Here is a 22,565-nt window from a genome sequence, read left to right as displayed (position 1 = left end):
TCGATGCGATCATTCCAGCCATCCTCGGCCTAGTTGATTGGGCGTGGGCAGCGTAGCCCGCACCTCGAAACCCCTGTGGGGATGCGGCCCTGCGGTGAGCGTACCGCCCATGGCCGACACCCGTTCCCGCATGCCGCGCAGCCCCGCGCCGCGCCCGTCGGATTGCGACTGGCCGCCCACTCCGTCGTCGCGGATCAGCAACTCGATGGAGCTGGGCGTGAACTCGATCTCGACGGTGGCCCGCGCGTCGGCGCCGGCGTGTTTCAGGAAGTTGGTCACCGACTCCTGCACGACGCGGAAGGCGGTCAGCCCCACCGAGTCGGGCACCACCGGCACCTCGTCCGGCATGGCCAGCGTGATCCGGTCGCCCGCAGCGGCGAGCATCGCCGGAATCTGGGTGATCGACGGCGCGGGCCCGAACTGCGCCTCGTCCTCCTCCTGGCGCAGCACGGCGACGATGCGCCGGATCTCCTGGATCGACGTGCGACCGGTGTTCGCGATCACGTCCAGCGCCTCCCCCGCAACGTCGGGCTTCTTCACCATCAAGGCCTTCGCACCCTCGGCCTGCACGACGATCACCGACAGCGAGTGCGCCAGCACGTCGTGCAGTTCCTGCGCCACCTCGTTGCGCGCCCGACCCACCGCCAGCTGCGACTCCTGCGCGGACTGGCGTTGCGCCGCAGCGAAGCGCTCGATGGCGATCTCCTTGTCCAGTGCCGCGGAGACCCGGCGCTCGCGCGAGTAGCGTCCCAGCACGTAGGCCAGCGCCACCGTCGCCCCGCACAGGGCGATCAGCACGATGCTGCTCAGAGCCTGCATCTCCACCGGCAGGTGGGAGGCCCAGCGGGTAGGACCGAGGATCGACCCGACCGACCCCAAGGTCGCCACCACGGCCGCCGTCGAGGCGCGCTGGTACCTGGCGAGGGAGTACACGACGACCGGGATGACGATGAGAGCCGGCAACGGAGTGAGGTCGGAGGCGTACATGCCGAGCGCGGCGATGGTGACGATCCCCAGAGCGACGATGGGGAACCGACGACGAACCGCCAGCGCGCTGGCCATCAGCAGCGACCACAGAACGGCCGCCACCGCCGACGAGTGATCGGTCGCGAACATGGGCAAGCCCAGCACCACTCCGGCGAGGACGGCCCAGAGGGTGTCCATCAGGAAGGTGCGCCGGTCGCGCGTCAGTCGGTCGGTCAGCATGGTGTCCCTAGCCTATGGCGCGAGGCGGTGCGTGAGCCTACGACTCTGGGCCCCGGCGGGTGCGCCTGCGGTCACCTCAGCACCCCACCCACGCTCTTTGAGGTGCGAGGAACGAGCCTCGAAAAGAGCGACCGGTAGCCGCACGATGGTCCCTGCCAAAGATCGCGCGGGGTCTTTTCGAGGCTTCAGCTTCAGACCTCGTTCCGGGTGCTGAGGAGCGAGGTACGAGCGTCTCGAAGTACGCCCAGCGCCTCCGCACCTCAAAGAGCGTTACGGGTGAGCGATTCCGTGCCGCGCTCGAACTGTGCGACGCCGATCCGGCGGGCGGCCAGCGCGACGAAAACCGCGGTGCCCAGATAGATCAGGGCCGCGACGCCGAAGGCGACGGGGTCGAGCCCGGTGGGTGGCAGCGCGACGGCGGCGATCACGGCAGAGGCGACGAAGGCCCCGTTGAAGCCCATGTCGTAGAAGGTGAACACCCGCCCCTTGTACTGCTCGTCGACGTGCGCCTGCACCAGGGTATCGACGCAGATCTTGAAGGACTGGGTGATCAGGCCGATACCGAAGCTCACCACGAAGAGGGCCAGCTTCCCGTCGGTGAACACGGTGACGCACTGAAGCAGAGCCCCGACGCTCAGCAGGCCGACCGCCGTGCGACGCAGTCCGAGCGGACGCACCAGCACCGGCACCAGCGCGGCGGCCAGCACGAACCCGGCTCCGGTGAGCCCTCCCCACAGCGTGAGGTCGGCCAGGGCCGCCTCCGTCTCGGAGGTCTCGTGCCAGAGGTTCCGCGCAGCCAGGATGATCGCGACGGAGAAGAACCCGAACAGCAGCCGCGAGACCACCATCCCGATCAGCGCCACCAGCGCGGGCAGCCGCTGTCCCAGATGCCGGCCGGCCTCAGCCAGGCCGCGCAGCACGTCGATGCTCCGCGTCCGCTCCCCCGGCGCATCGGGGCCGAGCGCATCGCGGGTGAACCCGGAGCACATGATCACCGACCCGACGAACAGGACGGCCGAGATGACGAACACCATCGCATCCGCCTGGTGCGACTCCATCACGCGCCCCAGCGTGAGCCGGACGCCGAACCCGAGCCCGGCGCCGATCACCACCCCGAGCGGGCCCACCGTCGGGACGATGGACGAGGCCGTGATGAACTCGTCCTCGTCGACGGTGTGCTGAAGCCCGGCGGAAAGCCCGGCCAGCATGAACCGGTTGATGCTCATCGCCACCAGCAGTGCGCCGTAGAGCACCGCCTGCCACACCCCGGAGGTGAGCCCCGAGAAGATCACCACCGCGATCAGCAGCGCCAGCACCGCACGGGTGATGTCGGAGTAGAAGGCGACCTCGCGTCGCGACCACCGGTCCAGCAGCGGCGAGACGAACGGCCCGACGATGGTGAACGGCAGCAGCGTCAGAGCGAGTACGCCGGCGATCGACCACGCGTCGGGCTGGCTCTGCGGGGAGAACAGGATGTAGCTGGCCATCCCCACTTGCAGGGTGCCGTCCGCGGCCTGGCTGAAGACGCGCAGCAGAAGCAGGCGGCGAAAGGCCGCGTGCTTCCACAGCCGCCTCAAGGCGTTGATGAGAGTCACAGAGGAGGACGGATCAGCTGGTGGCTTCGGGGTGGAGCTTCTTGGCCTTCTCCAGCGCGCGATCGGCGTTCATCTCTTCCATCATCGCCGTGACCTTGGCTCTGTCGAACTGGGCCAGCTTGGCCTCGGCCTCCAGCATCTTGGCGTAGTTCTGCTCGCGCTCGGTGTCGTCCTCGGCGTGGTATTCGGTGTGCACGTAGGCGCTGGCCAACCGCTCCACGGATCCCACGGCAGCCATCAGGCGGCCCCTCTTGGAGGTCAGCGACAGCACGACGGTGACCGCCAGGATGCCGAGGATGATCGGCAGCGACGTGGACGGGCCGAAGGTGAACACATTGACGTGCTCGCCGCCGTTGATGAAGCCCAGCTGGTTGGTGTGCAGCGCCTCGAGGATCATCTTCACGCCGATGAACCCCAGGATCAGGCACAGGCCGTAGTTGAGGTAGACCAGGCGATCCAGCAGCCCGTCGATCAGGAAGTACAGCTGACGCAGGCCCATCAACGAGAAGGCGGTGGCCGTGAACACGATGTAGACGTTGGTTGTGAGGCCGTAGATGGCGGGGATCGAGTCGAGCGCGAACAGCAGATCCGTGCCGCCGATCGCCACCATCACCAGCAGCATCGGGGTGAGCACCCGCTTGCCGTTCTCGTAGGTGAACAGCTTGTCGCCGTCGTAGTGATCGGTGGTGTGCAGGTACTTCTTGGCGGTGCGGATGATGAGGTTGTTGGCCTCGTCCTCGCCCTCGCGCTCGGGAACCAGCATCTTGCCGGCGGTCACGATCAGGATCAGACCGAAGATGTAGAACATGAACGAGAAGTTCTCGATCAGCGCCTTGCCGGCGAAGATGAAGGCGCTGCGGGCGAACAGTGCGAAGACGATGCCGAAGAGCAGCACCTTCTGCTGGTCGGCCCTCGGCACCGCGAAGCTCGACATGATGACCAGGAACACGAACAGGTTGTCGACGCTCAGCGCCTTTTCGGTCACCCACCCGGCGAAGTACTCGGCGCCCATCTGGTGGCCGCCGAAGATCCACAGCACGATGCCGAAGACGATGGCCAGGCCGATGTAGACCACGGACCAGAAGGTGGCTTCCCTCAAGGTGGGGATGTGCGCCTTGCGCACGTGGAAGAAGAAGTCGAAGAAGAGGAGGCCGGCTATGACGGCGATGGTCACTACCCAAACCAACAACGGGACGTCAGTCAACGAAGGTCAACTCCTGTTAGGCGGAACCCGAGGGCGATTGCCCCGGATCGAGGATGCCGGATGAGACGGCGCTTTCTATCAAGGATAAGGGCAAGGGGAAGCGGGTTCCGACGACGAGTTCTCGCGGATCGCGAACCGTTACCCAACGGTTACGTCCGCGGTCGATGGCACGGCTTTCAGCGGCTTCAGTTCCTCCCCGTCGACGAGCACCCCGCCGATCGGATCGCTGAGGTCGGGCGTTCGCAGGCGGTCGCTGCCGGGGCGGGCGACGTCGATCAGGCACGACGCCAGCACCCAGGCCTCCACCGCCGCCCTGGCCAGCAGCACCCAGAAGTAGACGCCTTCCGGCCCATTTTCGGCCTGGGACAGATGCCCGGACAGCCACGCCCAGATCGCCGCCACGTACGCGGTGTGAGTGACGGCGGTCAGGACGAGCTCTTCCCGGAAGGGCCGGGCAAGGTAGACCGCGATCAAGACCCAGAGTCCGGTCTGGGGCGTGAAACCGGGCGCGAGCAGCACCGTGATCAGGACGAACACGCCGACGAGGCTGCCGACGCGGGGGCGCCGTCGGGTGACGTAGAGCCAGGCGATCACGACGCCGAGCACGAGCAGCCGCGCGGCGAAGAACAATCCCCCGACCTCTCGCGACTCGAACCGGAGGAGGTGTTCCAGCAGATACAGCAGCGACCCATCGCTGGTGCCCTTGTTGATCTCCGCGACGTAGTGGTTGAACACCACGCCCGGCTGGTTCAGCATCAACGGCACGTGGACCGCGAGGAAAGTGCCGATGGACGGCACCAGGAAGGCCGCTACCGCACGTCGATCCCCGCGCAGCACGACGGCCACCGCGACGGCGAGCCACACCGCGATCGGCATGGTGCCGGCCGACGCAGCCAGGCCGAGCAGCACGCCCGCCTCCAGCACGCGACCTCGCGCGAACCCGAGCAGGCCAAACATGGTGAGCCCGATGGGAAGCAGGGACCAGTCGATCAGGCCGGCGGCGAAGACGATCGGCGACCCCGCCACGGCGAGCCCGAACCACGACCGGAAGCGTGCGTTGCCCGAGTCGGGGCCCATCAGCACGGCGGCGGTCACCGTCACGAGGAAGCAGCCGAACAGCACCAGCGCGCTCAGCCCGAAGAACAGGGGCAAGGCGTCGAGCTGGGTCTGCAGGACGGCGTCGGGAGGGATCTCTCCGCCCAGCACGGAGGTGAGCCACACCGTCGCGGCGACCACCACTGCCACCAGCGGCGCGAGAGAGATCTGCCCCCCGAAGACGCTGTCGCCGGTCGCGAGTCCCTGGCTGATGAATGAGGTCTGGATGTCGGTGTAACAGAGCCGGACGAAGGTGTCGACGCCCTCGTCCGCCTGGGACTGCAGGCAGGGAAGGTGGCGCAGGTACAGCGCGGCGAACAGCAGCGTGGCGACGATCAGCGCCCAGGGCATGGGGTCGAACCAGACGCCCTCCTTGCGGGCGTGGCGTCCCATCGGCCCACCGAAGCCGGGCAGCAGCGCGTCCTTCACGGCGTCAGGTTACCCATCGGCCCCGGCCGCGGGATCGCCTCCGCCCACATCTCCCCCGTCGGCATTCGTGTCGCTGTCCGGCTGCTCCGGGGCGGGCGTCTGCGTTGCCGTCGGGGTGGGCTCGGGCGTCGGTGTCTGGGTGGGTGTCGGTTCTGCGGTCCGGCTGGGTGTTGACGTGGGCTCCGGCTCCTCCGTCTGGGTGGCCGTCGGCGTCGGAGAGGGACTGGGAGTCTCGCTGGTGGACTCCGACGGCCTGGGTTCGGTGGTGCGGGGCGGCGCCTGCGTCCGCTCGCCGCCGCCTTGGCGGTTCTTCAGCGGCAGATCGTCGAACTGCTCCACCGGCATGCCGTCGGTGGCGACCTCCATGAAGTCGATCCAGGTCATCAGCGGATAGGACGACCCGAAGAAGGTGGGATCCTGCGGCCTGCGGAAGGGGTCGAGGTCGGCGGTGCCATCGCCGGCGACGTACATCACCGCGGTGGAGACCTGCTTGGTGTAGCCGACGAACCAGGCCGACTGGATGTCGTCGAGGACGCCGTGGGTGCCGGTCTTGCCGGCCACCGGACGCCCGAGAGAGGACGCACGTCGACCGGTGCCCTCCTGCACGACGGACGTCAGCGCGTCGGTGGTGCTGGCCGCGACATCGGCCTCGATCGTCTGCTCGGACGCAGGCTTGGCCTCGTAGAGCACCTGGCCGTGCTGGTCGGTGACCTTGGCGACGATGTGCGTCTCGTTGCGCTTTCCGCTGTTGGCCAGGGTCGCGTAGGCGTTGGCCATGTTCACCGGGCTGACCTCCACCGCGCCGAGGGCGATCCGGTTGTTCATGTTGAGCTCCCAGGCCTCGAGCTCGGGGGCACCCGCGTCGACGGCGGCCTTGGCCACTTCCCTGGCACCGTCGTCGATCTGCTGGGTCATGTCGACGAAGGCCGTGTTGATCGACTCCGCCGTCGCGCGGCGCAAGCTCACCTGGCCGTACTGGTAGCTGAACTCGTTGCGAATGGGACGGTCGTCGCCGCGCGGGGTGAACGTGTTGCCGTTGAACATGGAGTTCAGGGTGAAGCCGTTACGCAGGCCGGCGACGGTGGCGAAGGTCTTGAAGGTCGACGCCGTGGCGCGCGGCGTGGTGGCCCAGTTTCGCTGGTTCTCCACGTAGTCGGGGCCGCCGTACATGGCGATGATGGCCCCGGTCTCGGTGTCCACCGACGCCAGCGCGACGTGCAGATCCTCCGCGTCGCTGCCCGCGTTGCCCGAGGCCTCCTTCGTGTAGCGCTCGACCGTCTCGACGGCCGCCTCCTGCGCCTTCTCGTCGATGGTGGTGATGATCCGAAGGCCACCGCCCTGGGTCTCCACCTCGTCGAAACCGAGGGTCTCCATCTCCTTCTCGACGGCCTTCATCAAGAAGCCCTTCGCGCCGCCATAACGATTGTTGAGCGGCACCTCCGGGAACTCCGGCAGCTCGCCGTAGACCTCGTCGTGCTCGGCCTTGCCGATCGTGCCCATCTCGAGCATGCCGTCGAGGACGTAGTTGTAGCGCTCGAGCAGGACGGCCCGCTTGTCCTCGCCGTCGGAGGGGTTCATGGCAGCCGGGTTGTTGAGGATGGCGGCCAATGCGGCGGCCTGGCTCAGCGTCAGGTCTTCGGCATCGGTCAGGAAGTACGACCGCGACGCGGCCTGGATGCCGTAGGCGCCGCGCCCGAAGTAGATGGTGTTGAGGTAGCCGGCGAGGATCTCCTCCTTCGGCACCTCCCTGCCCATGCGAATGGCCAGCATGATCTCGCGTGCCTTGCGGGTGAGCGTGCGCTCGGAGTCAAGGTAGAGGATCTTGATGTACTGCTGGGTGATGGTGGAGCCGCCCTGCATCTGCCCGCCCGAGGCGATCGACCACGCCGCACGCGCCAAGCCCCGCGCGGAGAAGCCCGGATCCTCCCAGAAGCTGCGGTTCTCGGCGGCCACCACGGCATCCCTGATCACCTGCGGCATCTCGGAGTAGCCGATGGTCTGCCGGTTCTGCACGGAGAGGCTGCCCATCTGGGTCTCGCCGTCGCCGTAATAGATGAAGGAGGTGTTGGTCTGGAAGTCGTCGTTGGGGTCCGGGAGGTCCGTCGTGAAGTACAGGAACGCGAACCCGCCCAGGCCGGAGAACCCGACGATCAAGAAGGTCACCAGAGCGGCGATCCCCAGTTTTCCCCAGAAACCGCGCTTCGCCTTGGCCTTCTTGTTCGGCCGCTTTTTGGTAGACGCCATGCGATCCAGGGTAGGCGGACCGGCAACCGATCACTCAATCCTGGTGATCAGGGGCGGCCGGATGCCGTGCGCCGTGAACGCCTCGCTCGCGTACTCGCGCACCTCGCGCATGGGGCCCCACTGCTGGTTGGCTTTGGTCTTCAGCAGCACCTGCATGGTCATGGTGCCGCCCTGCAACGAGCCCACTCCGAGCACCTCCGGTGGTGCCATCAGCACGTCCTTCCATGCCTTCTCGGTGGCGATCGGGGCGATGGCCTCGCTGAGCACCTGACGGACGCGGTCGGGGTCTTCGTCGATCGCGACCGGGATGTCGACGACGGTGGACGAGAAGCCCTGAGTGAGGTTGCCCAGGGTCAGCACCTCGCCGTTGCGGACGTACCAGATCGCGCCGCTGGGATCCTCCAGCTTGGTGACGCGCAGCGTGACCTCCTTGACGGTGCCCTTGAGGTCGCCCACCTGGATCATGTCGCCCACCCCGAACTGGTCCTCGGACAGCATGAACACGCCGGAGAGATAGTCCTTGACCAGCGACTGGGCGCCGAAGCCCAGCGCCACACCACCGACGCCGGCCGACGCGATCAGCGGCCCCATCGGCACACCCCAGACAGACAAGATGGTGAGCACGGAGACGGTCACGATCACGACGTTGACCACGTTGCGCAGCAGCGATCCGATGGTGGACACCCGCCGCGCCTGCCGTTCGGGATCGGCGCCCCCGGCCTTGGCCAGGATCACGGCGGTCTTGCCCGACAGCCCGGTGCGCTGCTCGCTGCGACGCGCGATCGTGCGCACGGAGCGTCGGATGACATAGCCCAGCACCACCCGGGCGACGAATGCCACCGCCACGATGAGCAGGCTGACCAGCAGGTTCTCGTACCAGGAATCGAGCATGGCCCCATCTTCGCACCCCACTCCAGCCCAGCTCTCCCCCGTCCCGCTGCCCCAGCCCAGCTCTTCCCCACTCTTCCCCCGTCCCGCTGCCCCAGCCCAATCCAGGAAAATCGGCCAATGGTCGATTCTCGGCGATAGACACCGCAAAATCGGCCATTGGCCGATTTTCCTGGATTGGCGCGGGGGCGGAGATCGGCGTGTAAGAGAGATTGGCGCCCGGGCGGAGATCGGTGCGTGAGGGAGATTGGTGCGGGGGCGGTTAGAATCGTGCGTCGTGCCGAGCCTCACCCAAGCCCAGACCAACGCGATGCAACAGCTGCTGCGCATCGCGCCGGTCATCGACGAACTCGGAGAGCTGTTCCGCCAGGCCGGCCACGAGCTGTACCTGGTCGGCGGATCGGTGCGCGACGCGCTGCTGGGCGTCCTCGGCGACGATCTCGACTTCACCACCTCAGCCCGACCCGAGCAGACCCACGAGCTGCTGCGCCAGTTCAGCCGCAGCACCTGGGACATCGGCAAGGCCTTCGGCACCATCGGCGCGATGAAGCGCGTCGACGACCTGGAGTGGAAGATCGAGATCACCACCTTCCGGGCCGACGCCTACGAGCAGGACTCGCGCAAGCCCATCGTCGCGTTCGGCGACAGCATCGACGGCGACCTCATCCGCCGCGACTTCACCGTCAACGCGATGGCCGTCGACGTAGCCACCCGCGCCTTCGTCGACCCCTACGGCGGCCTGAGCGACCTGGCCGAGGGCGTGCTGCGCACCCCGACGACGCCCGAGATCTCGTTCTCCGACGATCCCCTGCGGATGCTGCGCGCGGCCCGCTTCGCCTCGCGGCTGGGCTTCCGGGTGGCCCCCGACGTCGTGAAGGCGATGACGGAGATGGCCGAGCGCATCGAGATCGTCTCGGCGGAGCGCATCCAGGCCGAGCTCACCGGGCTGCTGCTCACCGATCGTCCCCGCACCGGCCTCAACCTGCTGGTCACCACCGGGCTGGCCGACCATTTCCTGCCGGAGGTGTCGGCGCTGCGCCGGGAACGCGACGAGCACAACCGTCACAAGGACGTCTACGAGCACACGCTCACCGTCGTCGAGCAGGCGATCGACCTGGAGAAGACCCGCGGTCACCAGCCCGACATCGTCAACCGGCTGGCCGCGCTGCTGCACGACATCGGCAAGCCGGCCACGCGCAAGTTCGAGGGCTCGAAGGTCACCTTCCACCACCACGACATCGTGGGCGCCAAGCTCACCGCCAAGCGCTTGAAGGCGCTGACCTACTCGTCGCAGATCGTGAAGTCGGTGTCCAAACTGGTGGAGCTGCACCTGCGCTTCCACGGCTACGCCGACGCGGAGTGGTCGGACGCCGCGGTGCGCCGCTACGTGCGCGACGCCGGCGACGAGCTGGAGCACCTGCACATCCTCACCCGGGCCGACTGCACCACCCGCAACCGGAACAAAGCCACCCGCCTGCGCCGGGCCTACGAGGAACTGGAGTGGCGCATCGATGAGCTGGCCGCCCAGGAGGAGCTGGCCCAGATCCGGCCAGACCTGGACGGCACCGAGATCATGGAGATCCTTGGCATCGGACCCGGTCGCGACGTCGGCAAGGCCTACAAGTTCCTCCTCGACCACCGCATGGAGCACGGCCCGTCGTCCAAGGACGACGCCGCCCAGATCCTCCGTGACTGGTGGGCCTCCAACGCCGGCTGACCCGTCGCCGAGCGGCAGCCAAGTACCATATGACGGTGATGAGGATCCGAGCCCTGGGTGGGGCGCTGCTGGCGCTGGCCATCGGGCTTCTCGGATTCTTCCTTTCCCCTTCCGTCCTGGCGCGCGCCGATGAGACGCAGCCGTTGGATGTGCGCATCGAGAGCATCGCGCCGACGATCATCGACCCCACCAAGCCGGATCAGGTGGTCGAGGTCTCCGGCACCGTGACCAACGCCTCCGAGACGAACATGCGCTACGTCAACGTTCACTTCTGGCGCAGTCAGCAGCCGTTGGTGAGCACGGAGCAGGTCGACGCCGCCGTCGCGGCCCCGCTGACCTCACCGCTGGGAAGCCGACTCGACAGCCTGGAAGCAGGAAACCTGCATCTCATCGCCGCCGATCAGCCCTTCGAGCCCGGCGAGACGGCCGACTTCAGCGTGAAAACCACCGTGGGGCAGCTAGCCCTGCCCACCGCCACCGACGCGGTGTACTGGCTCGGCGTCCACGTGCGCGCCATCCCGGAAGGCGGGGTGAACACGACGATGGGTCGGGCCCGCGTCCTGGTTCCCGCGACGACGCAGCCGCTTCCGGTCAGCGCCACCGTGCTGCTGTCATCGCGCCCGTCGCTCCTCCCCGACGACGCCGCTCTCACCGACGACGCAGCGGAGCAACTGGCCGTCGAGGTCGAAGGCCGGTTGGACGTGCTGCTCACGGCGGCGGAACGGTCGGGCGTGATCGGCATCATCGACCCAGAGCTCTACCGCGCGCTGCAATTGCTGGCGGTGGGCGACGAGACCACCGAAGCCAACCCGGCCGCCAAGGACTGGCTGGCGCGGGTCGACCGGCTGGCGACGGCCCAACGGCTATGGCGACTGCCCGGCGGCGACCCCGACCTGGCGAAGGCCGACGCCGTCGGCCTCCTCGATCAAGCGCTGGCCGGCACCGCCACGGACACCCTCGCCGACCTTCCCACCGCGGCGGTGCTCGACGAGACCGGCTCGGAGGAGCTGGCCGCACGACTCACCGACTTCGACCGCATCGTCGCCAGGCAGGTCCAAGGCGTGACCCGCACCGTCGCCGAAGGCCGGCGCGCTCAGCTCCCCGACACGCTCATCGGAAAATCCGATGCCGAGACCCGCGGCTACCTGCTGGCCACCGAGCTGACCCACGGCATGCCCGTCAACTACCTGCTGACCGACGAGGCCCAGGTGCGCGTCGAAGGCCTGCTCGACGATGCCCGTCCCCACCGCACCCCGACGGGCGCCGTCGGTAGCGTGCTCGCGTGGAGTCCCGCCCAACCGGCACCGAAGTGGACGAAACTGGCCAAACGCCTGGACAAGCTGGGCCTGAACTGGGAGCTCGTGGCCCCCGATTCGCCGGCCCGGTTCGACACCTCCGCCTTCAACCGTCACCTGGGCAGCGAGGACGAGGCCCTCGCGTGGATCGACGCCTCCCCGCAGGCCGAGCTCGACCCGAGCAAGATCACGGTGCGCGCGGCCCAGCAGTTCGTCCTGAGCTCCACCACCGGGACGCTGCCCGTCACGATCGCCAACGACACCGCCCTGACCGTCACGGTGCAGCTGCGGTTCCAGTCCGACACCCCGCAGCGCATCTCGGTGCCCGACTCCGAGGTCGTCACCCTCCCGTCCGGCCAGTCGCAGACGCTCGCCATCACCCCGCAGGCCACCACCAACGGCGTGACTCTGGTGCACGGGCAGCTGGCCACCGCGTCGGGACGCACGTTCGGGCCCGAAACCACATTGGAGATCACGGCCACCGAGTTTGGGCGTGTCGGTTGGATCATCATCGTCATCTCAGGTGCAGTAGTGCTGGGAGGAACCGCCTTGAGAATCAGGGCGGTCCGGTCCGAGGAGAAGCATGAGTCAAGTCAGTAGTACCAAGAGGCTGGTGTCGGCCAGCGCGATCATGGCCTCTGGCACGCTGGTCTCCCGTGTGCTCGGTGTGCTGCGGGTGATGCTGATCACCTTCATCCTCGGCACCGCAACCCGGCAGTCCGACATCTTGGCCATCGCCACCATGGTGCCCAATTCGCTGTACGTGCTGTTCGTCGGCGGCGCCCTGAACACGGTGCTGGTGCCGCAGATCGTGCGCCACATGAACAGCGACGACGACGGCGGTGAGGCCTACACCAACCGCATCATGACGGCCTTCATGCTGATCGTGACCGTCGTCGCCGTCCTGATCACGATCGCCGCCCCTGCCGTGACCTGGATCTACTCGTCGAGCAGCTGGCGCGCCCCCGGACTCACCGACCAGTACGCGTCGATGGTGACGCTCACCTATCTGACGTTGCCGCAGATCTTCTTCTACGGCGCCTTCTTCCTGCTGGGCCAGATCCTCAACGCGCGCGACAAGTTCGGCCCCATGATGTGGGCGCCCATCGCGAACAACGTGATCTCGATCGCGACGCTGTCGGTCTACTTCGTGGTCTGGGGCAACCAGGCCGACCACTCGCAGGCCTTCACCACGCCGCAGCTGCTCGTGCTGGGCCTTGGCAGCACGGTGGGCATCGCGTTCCAGGCGCTGGTGCTGATGTTCTACGTGCGCAAGATCGGCTTCAAGCTGCGCCCCCGCTTCGACCTCAAGGGCACCGGTCTGGGCCACACCTTCTCGTTGACCAAGTGGACGCTGGGCTTCGTCGCGGTCAACCAGCTGGCGCTAGTGGTGGTGCAGAAACTGGCCACCTCGGCAACCGCCACCGGACACGGCGCGGGCGCCAACGTCTACTCCAACGCCCACCTCATCTGGATCCTGCCGCACTCGCTGGTGACCATCTCGCTGGCCACGGCCATGCTGCCCAGCGCATCGCGTCTCGCCGCCGACGGCAAGTTCGACGACGTGGCCCGCGAGATGACCAAGACCATCCGGATGGCCCTGGTGGCGATCGTGCCCGCCACCGCCGCCTTCATCGCGCTGGCCGGCCCCGCCACCAGCCTGCTGTTCGGCCATGGTGCCGGCGCCGACGACGCCGTCCTGATCGCCTGGACCCTGATGGGATTCACGGTGGGCCTGATCCCGTTCACCGTCCAGTTCGTCTGCCTGCGCACCTTCTACGCGCTGGAAGACACCCGCACCCCGTTCTTCCTGCAGTGCTTCATCGCCGGGCTCAACGCCCTGGGCGCGATCCTGCTGGTGTGGCTGATCACCGATCCTTCGCTGGTGGCCGCGGTGCTGGCGCTGGCCTACTCGCTGGCCTACTCGCTCGGCGTGTTCGCGTCGTGGCGTTCTCTCAAGCGCCGACTGCCGGGACTCGACGGATCGGCCATCATCATGCACACCGTGCGGCTCCTCCTTGGCGCCGGGATCGGCGGCGCCGGGGCCTACTTCCTGAGCGACGTGATCCTGGGCTGGATCCCCCACGTGGTGTGGGGCAACCTGGTGGCCCTCGCCGTTGGCGGCGCGCTGATCCTGGGCGCCTACTGGCTGGTCGGCCGGCTGCTGAAGGTGTCCGAGCTGAAGGACATCGCGGGCCTGGTCGGAGGGCGCTTCGGGCGCCGTCGTCCGGAGGCGTCATCGTCGGAGTCAGCGCCGTCGCCCACCGAAGACGAGAAGGTCGCCGAGCGGATCAACGAGATCCCGGCCACCCAGGAGGCGCTGGGCAGCGGCAACAGCAGCTCGGCGGTGCTCGTCGAGGATCTGATGCCGACGGCCGTCGAACCGGCGCTGACCGACGACGAGCTGTATCGCCGAGACGCCGAACGACGGCTCGAGATGGACGCCGATGACGATGACGATGACGATGCTCCTGCCACCGGCCGCTACGACGACTGGATGGGCGATCCCACGCAGGTGCACGACGCGATCATCGACGACGACGCACCGGACGAGGACACCGAAGACGACCTGCCCCAGCTGGCGGTGGCATCGTCGCCGCTGATCCCTCCGCCGCTGCCGAAGCCGGAGGAGGGCGTCGCGGACGTCCTCGACGACATCTTCCGTCCCCTGGGTGGCGGAGGCATCGCCGAAGACGGCACGGTGGTGCATGCGCGCTACCAGCTCGCCGAGCTGCTCACTGAGCGCGACGGCTCCGAGACCTGGCGGGCGCACGACCAGGTGCTGTCCCGCGACGTCGTGGTGCACCTGCTGCGCAAGGACGACCCGCGCGCCGACGAGCTGCTGGCCGCGGCACGCCGGGGCGCCATCGCCACCGAGTCTCGCTTCCTGCGCATCCTCGACGCGGGAGTGCTGCACGACCCCGACCTCGAGGTCGGCGCCTATATCGTGTGCGAGTACGGGCCGGGCAAGTCGCTGGAGCAGCTCCTGATCGCCGGCCCGCTCAGCTCCATCGAGGCCGCCTGGGTGGTGCGTGAACTCGCCGACGCCCTGGCCGGCGTGCATGCGCAGGGGCAGTTCCACGAGCGACTCAGCCCGGACACCGTCGTGATCACCACCTCCGGCACCGTGCGGGTGGTGGGCTTCGGCATCGAACCGTCCCTGGTGTCGCCGTCGTACGAAGAACGCTCCTGGAGCGAGCGCGAGCGCTCCGACATCGAAGCCCTCGGGGCCCTGCTCTACGCCATGACGGTGCACCGGTGGCCGGGTTCGTCGGCCTGGGGCCTGGCGGCGGCGCCGATGATCGACGGCCGGCTCGCCCGTCCGAGCGAGTTGCGAGACGGCATCTCGCCCGTGTTGGAGCAGATCTGCCTCTCGGCGATGAACGGTCAGGGCATCTACACCGCCCGCGAGCTCGCCAACGCACTCACCGACATGCTGGGCACTGCGGACGCCTCCGCCGACCTCGAGCGGCGCGTGCGGCGGCCGGCCAGGCCCCTGACGCCGGTGGCCGAGCCGGCGGTGCAGCTGGCCGCGACGTCGGCACCCCCCACTCTGGTGGCACCTGTCGCTCCGAAGGCGTCGGCCCCCAAGCGCACGCCGAGCAGCCCCGCCCACGAGGACGTCAGCGAGCTACGAGCGCCGATCCCCTCACGCCAGCGCGTGGTGGTGGCCGCGATCGCCGGTTTCGCCGTCCTGGTGCTGGTGATCTCGCTGCTGATCAGCAAGGGGCTCAGCTCCGACAACAACGCCAACCCGGCGAGCACCTCGCCGGGTGCCTCGACCTCGGCATCCGGAGAACCCGGAGGCGGGGCCGGTCCGCTGACGGTGGTGAGCGCGCAGGACTTCGATCCCGAGGCCGACGGCGGCAACGATGAAGAGAACCCGGATCTCGTGGGCAACGCGATCGACGGCGACCCTGCCACCGCCTGGAGCACGCTGCGCTATCTCCGGCAGTCGAAGCTGGGCGGGCTCAAGCCCGGCGTCGGCCTGGTGCTGGATCTCGGCGAGACCCGCGAGGTGAGTTCCATCGATCTCACGCTCACCGGCGACGGCCCGACCGCCGTCGAGATTCGCACGCCCACCGGCAACGACATGTCGATGACCACGGTGGACCAGTGGGCGATGGTCGCGTCGAACGCGGCGACCCCGCAGGGCACGACGGCCTTCGAACTGACGGAACCCGCTTCCACCCGCTACCTGCTGGTCTACCTCACCGACCTGCCCCCGGTCGAGGGCGGCTTCCGCGGCGTCGTGAACGAGGTCGTCGTCAACGGCAAGTAGCAACGCTCTCCTCGAGGCTCGGCCGCAGGCGGCCTCGCACCTCGAAGAGCGTGGGGGATGCTTCGAAGAGGGTCAGCAGTGAAGCGACTCGTCGAGGTCGATCAGCTGACCGACTCGTCGAGCATGCCGCTCGCCCTCGAACTGGGCTTCGAGGAAGGCCAGGCAGATCTCGTAGGCGACGTCGTCACCGACCACTCGGGCTCCGAAGCACAGCACGTTGGCGTTGTTGTGCTTGCGCGACATGGCGGCTGAGTAGGTCTCAGACACACACGCGGCCCGCACGCCCTTGACCTTGTTGGCGGCGATCGAAATGCCGACGCCGGAGCCGCAGATCGCGATTCCCAGCTCGCCTTCTCCTGCGACGACGGCGTTGCCCACCTTCGCGCCCCAGATCGGGTAGTCGGTGGACTCCGGGCTGTCGGTGCCAAGGTCGACGATCTCGTACCCGTCGGCCCTGAGTCTTTCCACCAGCTTGATCCGCAAGTCGTAGGCCGCGTGGTCGCTGCCCATCACGATCTTCATGTCACCCCTCCCGACGACACCTCGCAGTCTATCCACCATGCCAGGACCGGGCTCCGGAAATATAGCTGGCTGGGTTGGTCGCACTGTGCATATTGCACACTGCGACCAACCCAGCCAGCTATAAATTCGTTACGCGGCGAGGCGGCGACGGAATTGGGCGGCTGTAAGGCTGCGACGCGACGTGATGGCGACGATCGAGGCCGCCAGCGCGATCACGCCGAGCAGCAGCGCGGTCGCCCAGAGCCCGATCAGACCCGAGCCGTCGGCCGCGTGGGTGCGCACCAGCAGGAACGCGTTCTGCACGGGTGAGACGCCATTCAGCCAGCTCAGCCAGCCGGTGCCGCTCGACGAGATGGCCAGGGCCACCGTCACGACGATCAGCAGCACGGAGATACCGCGACCCACGTTGCCCAGCCACGCAGCAAGCGCATGGTTGGCCAGCACGAAGCTCACCGCCAGCCCGACGAGGAACACCGAGAGCATCGCCGTCGGGCCGACCCCCAGACCGAGCACCCCGCCGCCGATCGCGCCGAGGAGCAGGCCCTGCAGGGCGACCACCAGGGTCGGCAGGCCGACGGTGCGCGCCCAGAGGGCGAGGCTTGAGGCCCGCGAGGTGACGACGGTGGAGGGCACCGCGCGCACGGCGACGAAGGACAGCATGGCGCCGACCCACAGTCCGAGCACCAGCAGCAGCGACACGAGGCCGGTGGTGTTGGCCCCCGCGACGCCACCCGGCGCAGCCACCGGGTTGGTGACCACCTCGGAGAGTTTCTGCCGGTCGGCCTCGGAGTAGCTGGGCAGATCCTCGGCGCCCGACTCCAGTTCGGAGGCGAAGGTGTCGAGGCCCTTGTTCAATTCCTTCGTCCCGTCGGCCAGCTTGCCGAGGCCATCGGCCAACTCGGGCGCGCCGTCGGCGGCCTTGGTGACCCCGGCGGCGAACTGGCCCACGCCGTCGACATAGGTGCCCAGCCCCGTGTCGAACTGAGCGACGCCCTTGGCGAGCTGCGAGGCACCATCGGCGAGCTGGTCTGCGCCGTCGGACAGCTGACCCGCTCCGTCGTTGAGTTGCGAGACGCCGTCCTTCAGCTGGTTGATGCCCTCGGGCAGCGCGCCCACCTGGTCGTTCAGCTGGTTGATCCCGTCGAGCAGCGCGGAGGCTCCCGAGCCGAGGGCGTCCGCGTTGTCGACGATGGGCTGCGCCTGGGTGACGATGGTGTTCGCGCCTGCGGCGAGCTGACCGAGGCCTCCGCCCAGCTGCTTCGGCAACTCCACGACCACCTGGCCCACGCCGTCGGACAGCTGGCCCGCACCCCCGGCCACCTGCTGGGCGGCCTGCAGCAAGGTCACGCCGGCTTGGGGATCGGGGGTGTTGAGCGCCTGCACTCCGGCGCCGGCGCCGGCCTTGAATCCCTCGAGCGCGGCGGCATTCGCGCCGGCAGCGAAAGTCTGGGCGAGCAGTTCACACGTCGCGGGATCCTCCACCGGGCACTGGAAGGCCGCGGAGACACCCGCGCCGATCTGCCCGGCGGCCTGCTGCGCGGTCTCGTCGCCGGAGGCCAAGCCACCGAGCGTCTTGTTGACGGTGTCCAGTCCGGCGCTCACGCCCGAGGTTCCCTGGGCCAGGCCTTTGGCGCCGTCGGTGAGCGGGGCGAACTGCTCGCCGATGGCCTCCTCCGAGACCCCGGCGACGACCTGGTCCAGTCCCTTCGCCAGTTCTCCCACGCCCAGCACCACGTCCTTGGATCCCTGTGCGAAGTCGGGGATGCCGCCCAGGAGCTGGTCGGCGCCGTCGGCAAGCTGACCGACGCCCTCCACGAGCTTCGGCGCCTGGCCGGCGAACTCGGCGACCCCGTCGTTCAGCTCTCCCACGCCCGATGCCAGCGTGTCCACGCCGGTGGCGAACTCGCCCGCGCCCTTGGCCAGCTCCGAGGTGCCCGTGACCAGCTGGCCCGAGCCGTTCTTGAGCTGCGATCCGCCTGAGGAAAGGGGCTTGGCGGCGTCTGCGAGCTGGCCGAGGCCATCGGCCAACTGCTCGCCGCCTTCGGCCGCCTGGCCTGCTCCCTTCGCAAGCTCGCCCGATCCGTCGGAGAGCTGGGTGACGGCGTCCATGATCTCGCCGAACTGATCGCCGACGGTGTTGAGCCCGATGAACACGTTGTCGAGGTAGGTCTCGGTGAGCGTCGAGTTGATGGTCGACGTGGCCAGCCGCGCCACCTGCTCGCCCACCTGAGCGTCGGTGATGGGGGCGTTCTCGCTGACGTCCACCTGGATCGTGGCCTGCGAGGCCTTGGCGGCGTCGTTCTCGCTGAACGACGTGGCCGCCGCCGAGAAGCTCTCCGGAATGGTGACCACGACGGAGAACTCACCTGAGCGCAGGCCGTCGCGGGCGGTGTCCTCGTTGGCGAGCATCCAGGAGATGTCGCTGCCCTCGTCGATGATCGCGGCGGCCAGCTGGCGACCCATCGGCACGTACTGGTCCTGCAGGGTGACCGGCTCGTCGAGGTTGACGATGGCCGCGTTGACCAAGGTGTCATTCCAGGGCTTGGCCAGGCCGAGCAGCACCCCGACGGCGAGGATCGGCACCAGGCCGAGGATCAGGACGGAGATCCAGCTCAGCGTGCGCCCGCTGGCGGCAGACTCGGGCCTCATGCGTTGCTCCCCTCGTGCGAAGGCTGGGTGATCTGGTGTGCATCCTGCGGTTCGGGCGGTGGGGCCGGGACGACCCCGTCGGGCTCGAACAGCTCCAAGTGGGCCGACGTGGTGCCGCAGAGCAATAGGGCTGAGACCTTGTCGGCTCGGGTGCGTCGCACCAGATCCATGAGGGTGGCCAGTTCGGCGTCGGTGGCCGCGGCCTCGACGTTGTCGATCACCACCAGCGTTCCCTCCTGACCCTCGATCCGACCGAGGGCGGCCGCGACGTCGTGCACCAGCAGCAGGTCGGTGTATTCGGTTGTCCGCCGCACGCGCGACGCGGCCCCCGGCAGGAGGTGGCCGGCCACGCGGGCCCGACCGCTCGTCGCGCTGAGGCGGCCCGTCAACGCCAGGGCGGCACCCGTACGGGCTCCCACCGGTCCGGCGAGTCCGACGACGTTGCCGGGCATCAGCCGCAGCGACAGCGGGCCGGCCACGCCGTCGACGGCGAGCTCGTCGGCGTGCGCCACGGAGCCGTCGCCCGGCCAGGCGGCCAGCTCGAGCTCGCGGCTGAGGGTCTCGCCCTCGACGTCGAAGGTGGGCAACAGGCGGTCCAGCCAGCCGGGCAGCCACCAGGCGCGGTCGCCCAGCAGGGCCAGCACTGCCGGCACGAAGGTCATCCGGATGACGAAGGCGTCGACGGCCACCCCCACCGCGAGCGCGAAGGCGATCTGCTTGATCGGCCCCATGCCCTCGGGCACGAAGAAGGCGAACACGGCGAACATGATCAGCGCAGCCGCCACCACGACGGGCCCGGACGCCACGAACCCGGAGCGCACCGCCTCGAGGGCGGTCTTGCCGTGCACATACTCCTCGCGCATCCGGCTGACCAGGAACACCTCATAGTCCATCGCCAAGCCGAACAGGATGCCCATCAGCAGGATCGGCAGGAAGGAGATCACGGCCATGGGCTGCTCCAGGTTCACCAGGCTCATGAACCAGCCCTGGTTGAAGACCAACGCCGTGGCACCGAAGGCCGCGCCCACGCTCAGCAGGTAGCCGACGGTGGCCTTGATCGGCACCCACACCGAGCGGAAGACGGCGGCCAGCAGCACCAGGGACAGGCCCACGACGAGGACGCCGAAGGGCAGCAGCGCGCCGCCCAGCCGGGCCGAGACGTCGTTCTGGATGGCGGTCATACCGGTGACGGCGGTGTCGACGTCGTAGGTCTCCTGCCAGTGCGACTCCAGGTCGCGCAGAGCGTTGGCCAGATCCTGGGTGGCGGGATCGTCCGGAGCAGTGGTGGGCACCACCTGGATCAGGCCGGTGTCGACATTGGCGTTGGGCGTCGCCAGCGGCACGGCCGCCACGCCGTCGGTGGCTTCGATATCGGCGACGATGCCGTCGATCACGGCGATCGGGTCGTCGGAGTTGAGGATGTCGACCGTGACGATCAGCGGGCCGTTGAAGCCAGGGCCGAAGTGCTCGGCGACCAGGTCGTAGGCGATCCGGTCTTGGGCCGTGGACTCGTGCTGCCCGGAGTTCGGCAGCGAGAGCCGCAGGCCGGCGGCGGGCAGGCTGAGCGCACCCAGGGCCGCCACCACGGCGACGACGGTGATGATCGGGTGCTTCGTGGTGACGCCCACCCACCAGGCGAAGGCGCCGCCCTCGCGCTTCTTCGTCGTCTTCTCAGCCTTGGGCTTGGGGCGCATCCGCTCGCCGAGGTAGCCCATCAGGGCGGGCAGCATGGTGAGCGCGATGATCACAGCGAAGGCCACGGCGAGCGCCGCGAAGATGCCCATCACCGTCAGGAATGGAATGTTGGCGACGCCAAGGCCGAGCAGGGCGATGAAGACGGTGAGGCCCGCGAAAACCACCGCCGAGCCCGCAGTACCCACGGCCCGGCCTGCGGACTCCTCGGGGTCGGCACCCTTGCGCAGCTCGTCGCGGTGCCGCGAGAGGATGAACAGGGCGTAGTCGATGCCGACGGCGAGGCCCAGCATCACCGCCAGCAGCGGGGTGGTGGAGCTGATCGACGCGACGCGGGTGATCAGCAACAAGAGCGACATCGCGATCCCCACCCCGATGATGGCCGTGATCAGCGGAAGCCCCGCCGCCACCAGCGAGCCCAGCACCACGGCCAGCACCACGAGCGCGACGAGCAGGCCGACGGCCTCGATGATCGTGAGGTGCGGCAGCTCGATGTTGAACGCCTGGCCGCCCATCGCCACCTGCCAGCCGTCGGGCAGCTGGCTCTCCAGCGCGTCGCCGACGACGGTGATCTCGGCCAGCTGATCGCTGTTCGGCGTCTCCGGAATGTTGAGATTGAGCTGCATCATGGCCGCGCGGCCGTCGTCGGAGACGGTGCCCTCGACCATCTCGTCCCACGGTGAGAGGGCCTCGTCGATAGTGGGGACCGCGAGGAAGTCGTCGATCGCGTCCTCGATCACGGCCTTCTGCTCGTCGGCGCGCGCGCCTTCGGGCGCGACAATCATGGCGGTGGCCGTGAGCGCGGTCGCCTGGGGGAAGGTCATGTGGAGACGACGGAAGGCCTCGGACGACGAGCTGCCCGGGATCTCGAAGGCGTCGTCGAAGCTGCCGCGCAGGGTGGCGCCGAGGCCGCCCAGCACCACCAGGAGAGCGAGCCAGATGGCCACCACCCGGCCGCGGTTGCGGTAGCACCAACGGCCCAAGGCGTAGAGCGATGCGGACACAGCAGACCTCACGTTCGGATACAAGGGTGTATTCAAAGGCAGCATACACATCTGTATCCTTTCGCCCGCAATCGTGTCACCGACCGTTAGGCTGTGCGCATGACCGACCCCACCCCGCGACGAGAAGCCACCCGGAAGCGCCTGATCCAGGCCGGCATCCGGGAGTTCGCCGCCCGCGGTATCGACGCCACCAGCGTCGAGCAGATCAGCGAGGCCGCGGGGTTCACCCGGGGGGCGTTCTACTCCAACTTCGAGGACAAGGACGAGCTGATCCTCGCCATCGTCGAAGACGTGCACACCGCCACCAGCGCGCTGTTCCGGGAGGCCGTCGAACAGCTGCCCGGCGGGGTGCAGCTGGAGGAGGCGGTCGCCCTGGTGCTGCAGAGCCGGATGGTCTCGCCCGAGGTGCACACCACGATGCTGGAGATCACCCTGCGCTCGCACCGCGACCCCAAACTCCAAGAGCGCCTGGGCGAGCGTCGCTGCGAGCTGACGCCACTGTTCCGCGAGGTGCTGACCGCAGCTGCCGATCGCCTGGGCCTGCGGCTCACCGTCGAGGTCGCCGACTTCATCGACATCATCGACGCCCTGTACGAGTCGACGTTCGTGCTCAGCACCGGCGGCGGCGAGGCCCGGATGATCTACCTGACCGGCCTGATCGCCTCCCGCTTCACCGAACCCGCCCCCCGGTGACGCTCTTCGAGGTGCGACGAGCTCTGCGAGGAGCCTCGAGGAGAGCTAGC

At 68.4% G+C, this 22,565-nt stretch carries 13 protein-coding genes; 4 read left to right on the top strand and 9 right to left on the bottom strand.

What is annotated here, in order from left to right; genetic code table 11:
* Positions 1 to 9 precede the first annotated feature (9 nt).
* From P0D62_RS03990 to P0D62_RS03965, 6 genes are all read right to left on the bottom strand, one after another.
* Positions 10 to 1,206, bottom strand: a complete 1,197-nt coding sequence (locus P0D62_RS03990; RefSeq protein ID WP_275701329.1) for a sensor histidine kinase — start codon at positions 1,204 to 1,206, stop codon at positions 10 to 12.
* 260 nt (positions 1,207 to 1,466) lie between these two features.
* On the bottom strand, positions 1,467 to 2,801 hold the full coding sequence (locus P0D62_RS03985) for an MFS transporter (protein ID WP_275701328.1): 1,335 nt from the start codon (positions 2,799 to 2,801) through the stop codon (positions 1,467 to 1,469).
* 13 nt (positions 2,802 to 2,814) lie between these two features.
* Positions 2,815 to 3,975 (bottom strand): TerC/Alx family metal homeostasis membrane protein, encoded by a 1,161-nt coding sequence (locus P0D62_RS03980; protein ID WP_406708215.1) that lies wholly within the window; start codon positions 3,973 to 3,975, stop codon positions 2,815 to 2,817.
* A gap of 168 nt (positions 3,976 to 4,143) precedes the next feature.
* Positions 4,144 to 5,529, bottom strand: a complete 1,386-nt coding sequence (locus tag P0D62_RS03975) for a glycosyltransferase 87 family protein (protein ID WP_275701327.1) — start codon at positions 5,527 to 5,529, stop codon at positions 4,144 to 4,146.
* 9 nt (positions 5,530 to 5,538) lie between these two features.
* Entirely contained in the window at positions 5,539 to 7,773 is a 2,235-nt protein-coding gene (locus P0D62_RS03970; RefSeq protein WP_275701326.1) for a transglycosylase domain-containing protein, read from the bottom strand.
* Between the two features lie 30 nt (positions 7,774 to 7,803).
* Entirely contained in the window at positions 7,804 to 8,664 is an 861-nt protein-coding gene (locus P0D62_RS03965; protein WP_275701325.1) for a mechanosensitive ion channel family protein, read from the bottom strand.
* A 307-nt stretch (positions 8,665 to 8,971) separates the two neighbouring features.
* Here P0D62_RS03965 and P0D62_RS03960 point away from each other — a divergent pair, with 307 nt between their 5' ends.
* The 3 genes from P0D62_RS03960 to murJ are packed head-to-tail and all read left to right on the top strand — an operon-like array spanning position 8,972 to position 15,955.
* Positions 8,972 to 10,378 carry a CCA tRNA nucleotidyltransferase gene (locus P0D62_RS03960; RefSeq protein ID WP_275701450.1) on the top strand — a complete coding sequence of 469 codons (1,407 nt, stop codon included), beginning with the start codon at positions 8,972 to 8,974 and terminating at the stop codon, positions 10,376 to 10,378.
* A gap of 38 nt (positions 10,379 to 10,416) precedes the next feature.
* Positions 10,417 to 12,273: a DUF6049 family protein gene (locus P0D62_RS03955; protein ID WP_275701449.1), complete on the top strand. Its 1,857-nt coding sequence runs from the start codon at positions 10,417 to 10,419 to the stop codon at positions 12,271 to 12,273.
* A complete protein-coding gene (gene murJ, locus P0D62_RS03950) occupies positions 12,257 to 15,955 on the top strand; it encodes a murein biosynthesis integral membrane protein MurJ (RefSeq protein WP_275701324.1) in 3,699 nt (1,232 codons plus the stop codon). The genes P0D62_RS03955 and murJ overlap by 17 nt, the downstream gene beginning before the upstream one ends.
* A gap of 72 nt (positions 15,956 to 16,027) precedes the next feature.
* Here murJ and rpiB read toward each other — a convergent pair whose 3' ends face one another.
* The 3 genes from rpiB to P0D62_RS03935 form a co-directional block, all read right to left on the bottom strand.
* A complete protein-coding gene (gene rpiB / locus P0D62_RS03945; protein ID WP_275701323.1) occupies positions 16,028 to 16,477 on the bottom strand; it encodes a ribose 5-phosphate isomerase B in 450 nt (149 codons plus the stop codon).
* A 129-nt stretch (positions 16,478 to 16,606) separates the two neighbouring features.
* Positions 16,607 to 19,126, bottom strand: coding sequence for a YhgE/Pip domain-containing protein (locus tag P0D62_RS03940; protein WP_275701322.1), 2,520 nt, complete (start codon positions 19,124 to 19,126; stop codon positions 16,607 to 16,609).
* Positions 19,123 to 21,834 carry an MMPL family transporter gene (locus P0D62_RS03935; RefSeq protein ID WP_275701321.1) on the bottom strand — a complete coding sequence of 904 codons (2,712 nt, stop codon included), beginning with the start codon at positions 21,832 to 21,834 and terminating at the stop codon, positions 19,123 to 19,125. The genes P0D62_RS03940 and P0D62_RS03935 overlap by 4 nt, the downstream gene beginning before the upstream one ends.
* 87 nt (positions 21,835 to 21,921) lie before the next feature.
* On the opposite strand from P0D62_RS03935, the gene P0D62_RS03930 reads away from it, so the two are divergent.
* Positions 21,922 to 22,515, top strand: a complete 594-nt coding sequence (locus P0D62_RS03930) for a TetR/AcrR family transcriptional regulator (protein WP_275701320.1) — start codon at positions 21,922 to 21,924, stop codon at positions 22,513 to 22,515.
* Positions 22,516 to 22,565 lie beyond the last annotated feature (50 nt).

Source organism: Tessaracoccus caeni, from assembly GCF_029211185.1.
Classification (GTDB): Bacteria; Actinomycetota; Actinomycetes; order Propionibacteriales; family Propionibacteriaceae; genus Arachnia; species Arachnia caeni.
This window is presented reverse-complemented; position numbering and strand designations above follow the sequence as displayed.

Bases quoted from the DNA above. Each gene is read 5' to 3' on its own strand.
- P0D62_RS03940 (WP_275701322.1), bottom strand. From the start codon at position 19,126: ATGAGGCCCGAGTCTGCCGCCAGCGGGCGCACGCTGAGCTGGATCTCC.
- P0D62_RS03960 (WP_275701450.1), top strand. From the start codon at position 8,972: ATGCAACAGCTGCTGCGCATCGCGCCGGTCATCGACGAACTCGGAGAG.
- P0D62_RS03955 (WP_275701449.1), top strand. From the start codon at position 10,417: ATGAGGATCCGAGCCCTGGGTGGGGCGCTGCTGGCGCTGGCCATCGGG.
- P0D62_RS03930 (WP_275701320.1), top strand. From the start codon at position 21,922: ATGACCGACCCCACCCCGCGACGAGAAGCCACCCGGAAGCGCCTGATC.
- P0D62_RS03990 (WP_275701329.1), bottom strand. From the start codon at position 1,206: ATGCTGACCGACCGACTGACGCGCGACCGGCGCACCTTCCTGATGGAC.
- P0D62_RS03970 (WP_275701326.1), bottom strand. From the start codon at position 7,773: ATGGCGTCTACCAAAAAGCGGCCGAACAAGAAGGCCAAGGCGAAGCGC.
- P0D62_RS03965 (WP_275701325.1), bottom strand. From the start codon at position 8,664: ATGCTCGATTCCTGGTACGAGAACCTGCTGGTCAGCCTGCTCATCGTG.
- murJ (WP_275701324.1), top strand. From the start codon at position 12,257: ATGAGTCAAGTCAGTAGTACCAAGAGGCTGGTGTCGGCCAGCGCGATC.
- rpiB (WP_275701323.1), bottom strand. From the start codon at position 16,477: ATGAAGATCGTGATGGGCAGCGACCACGCGGCCTACGACTTGCGGATC.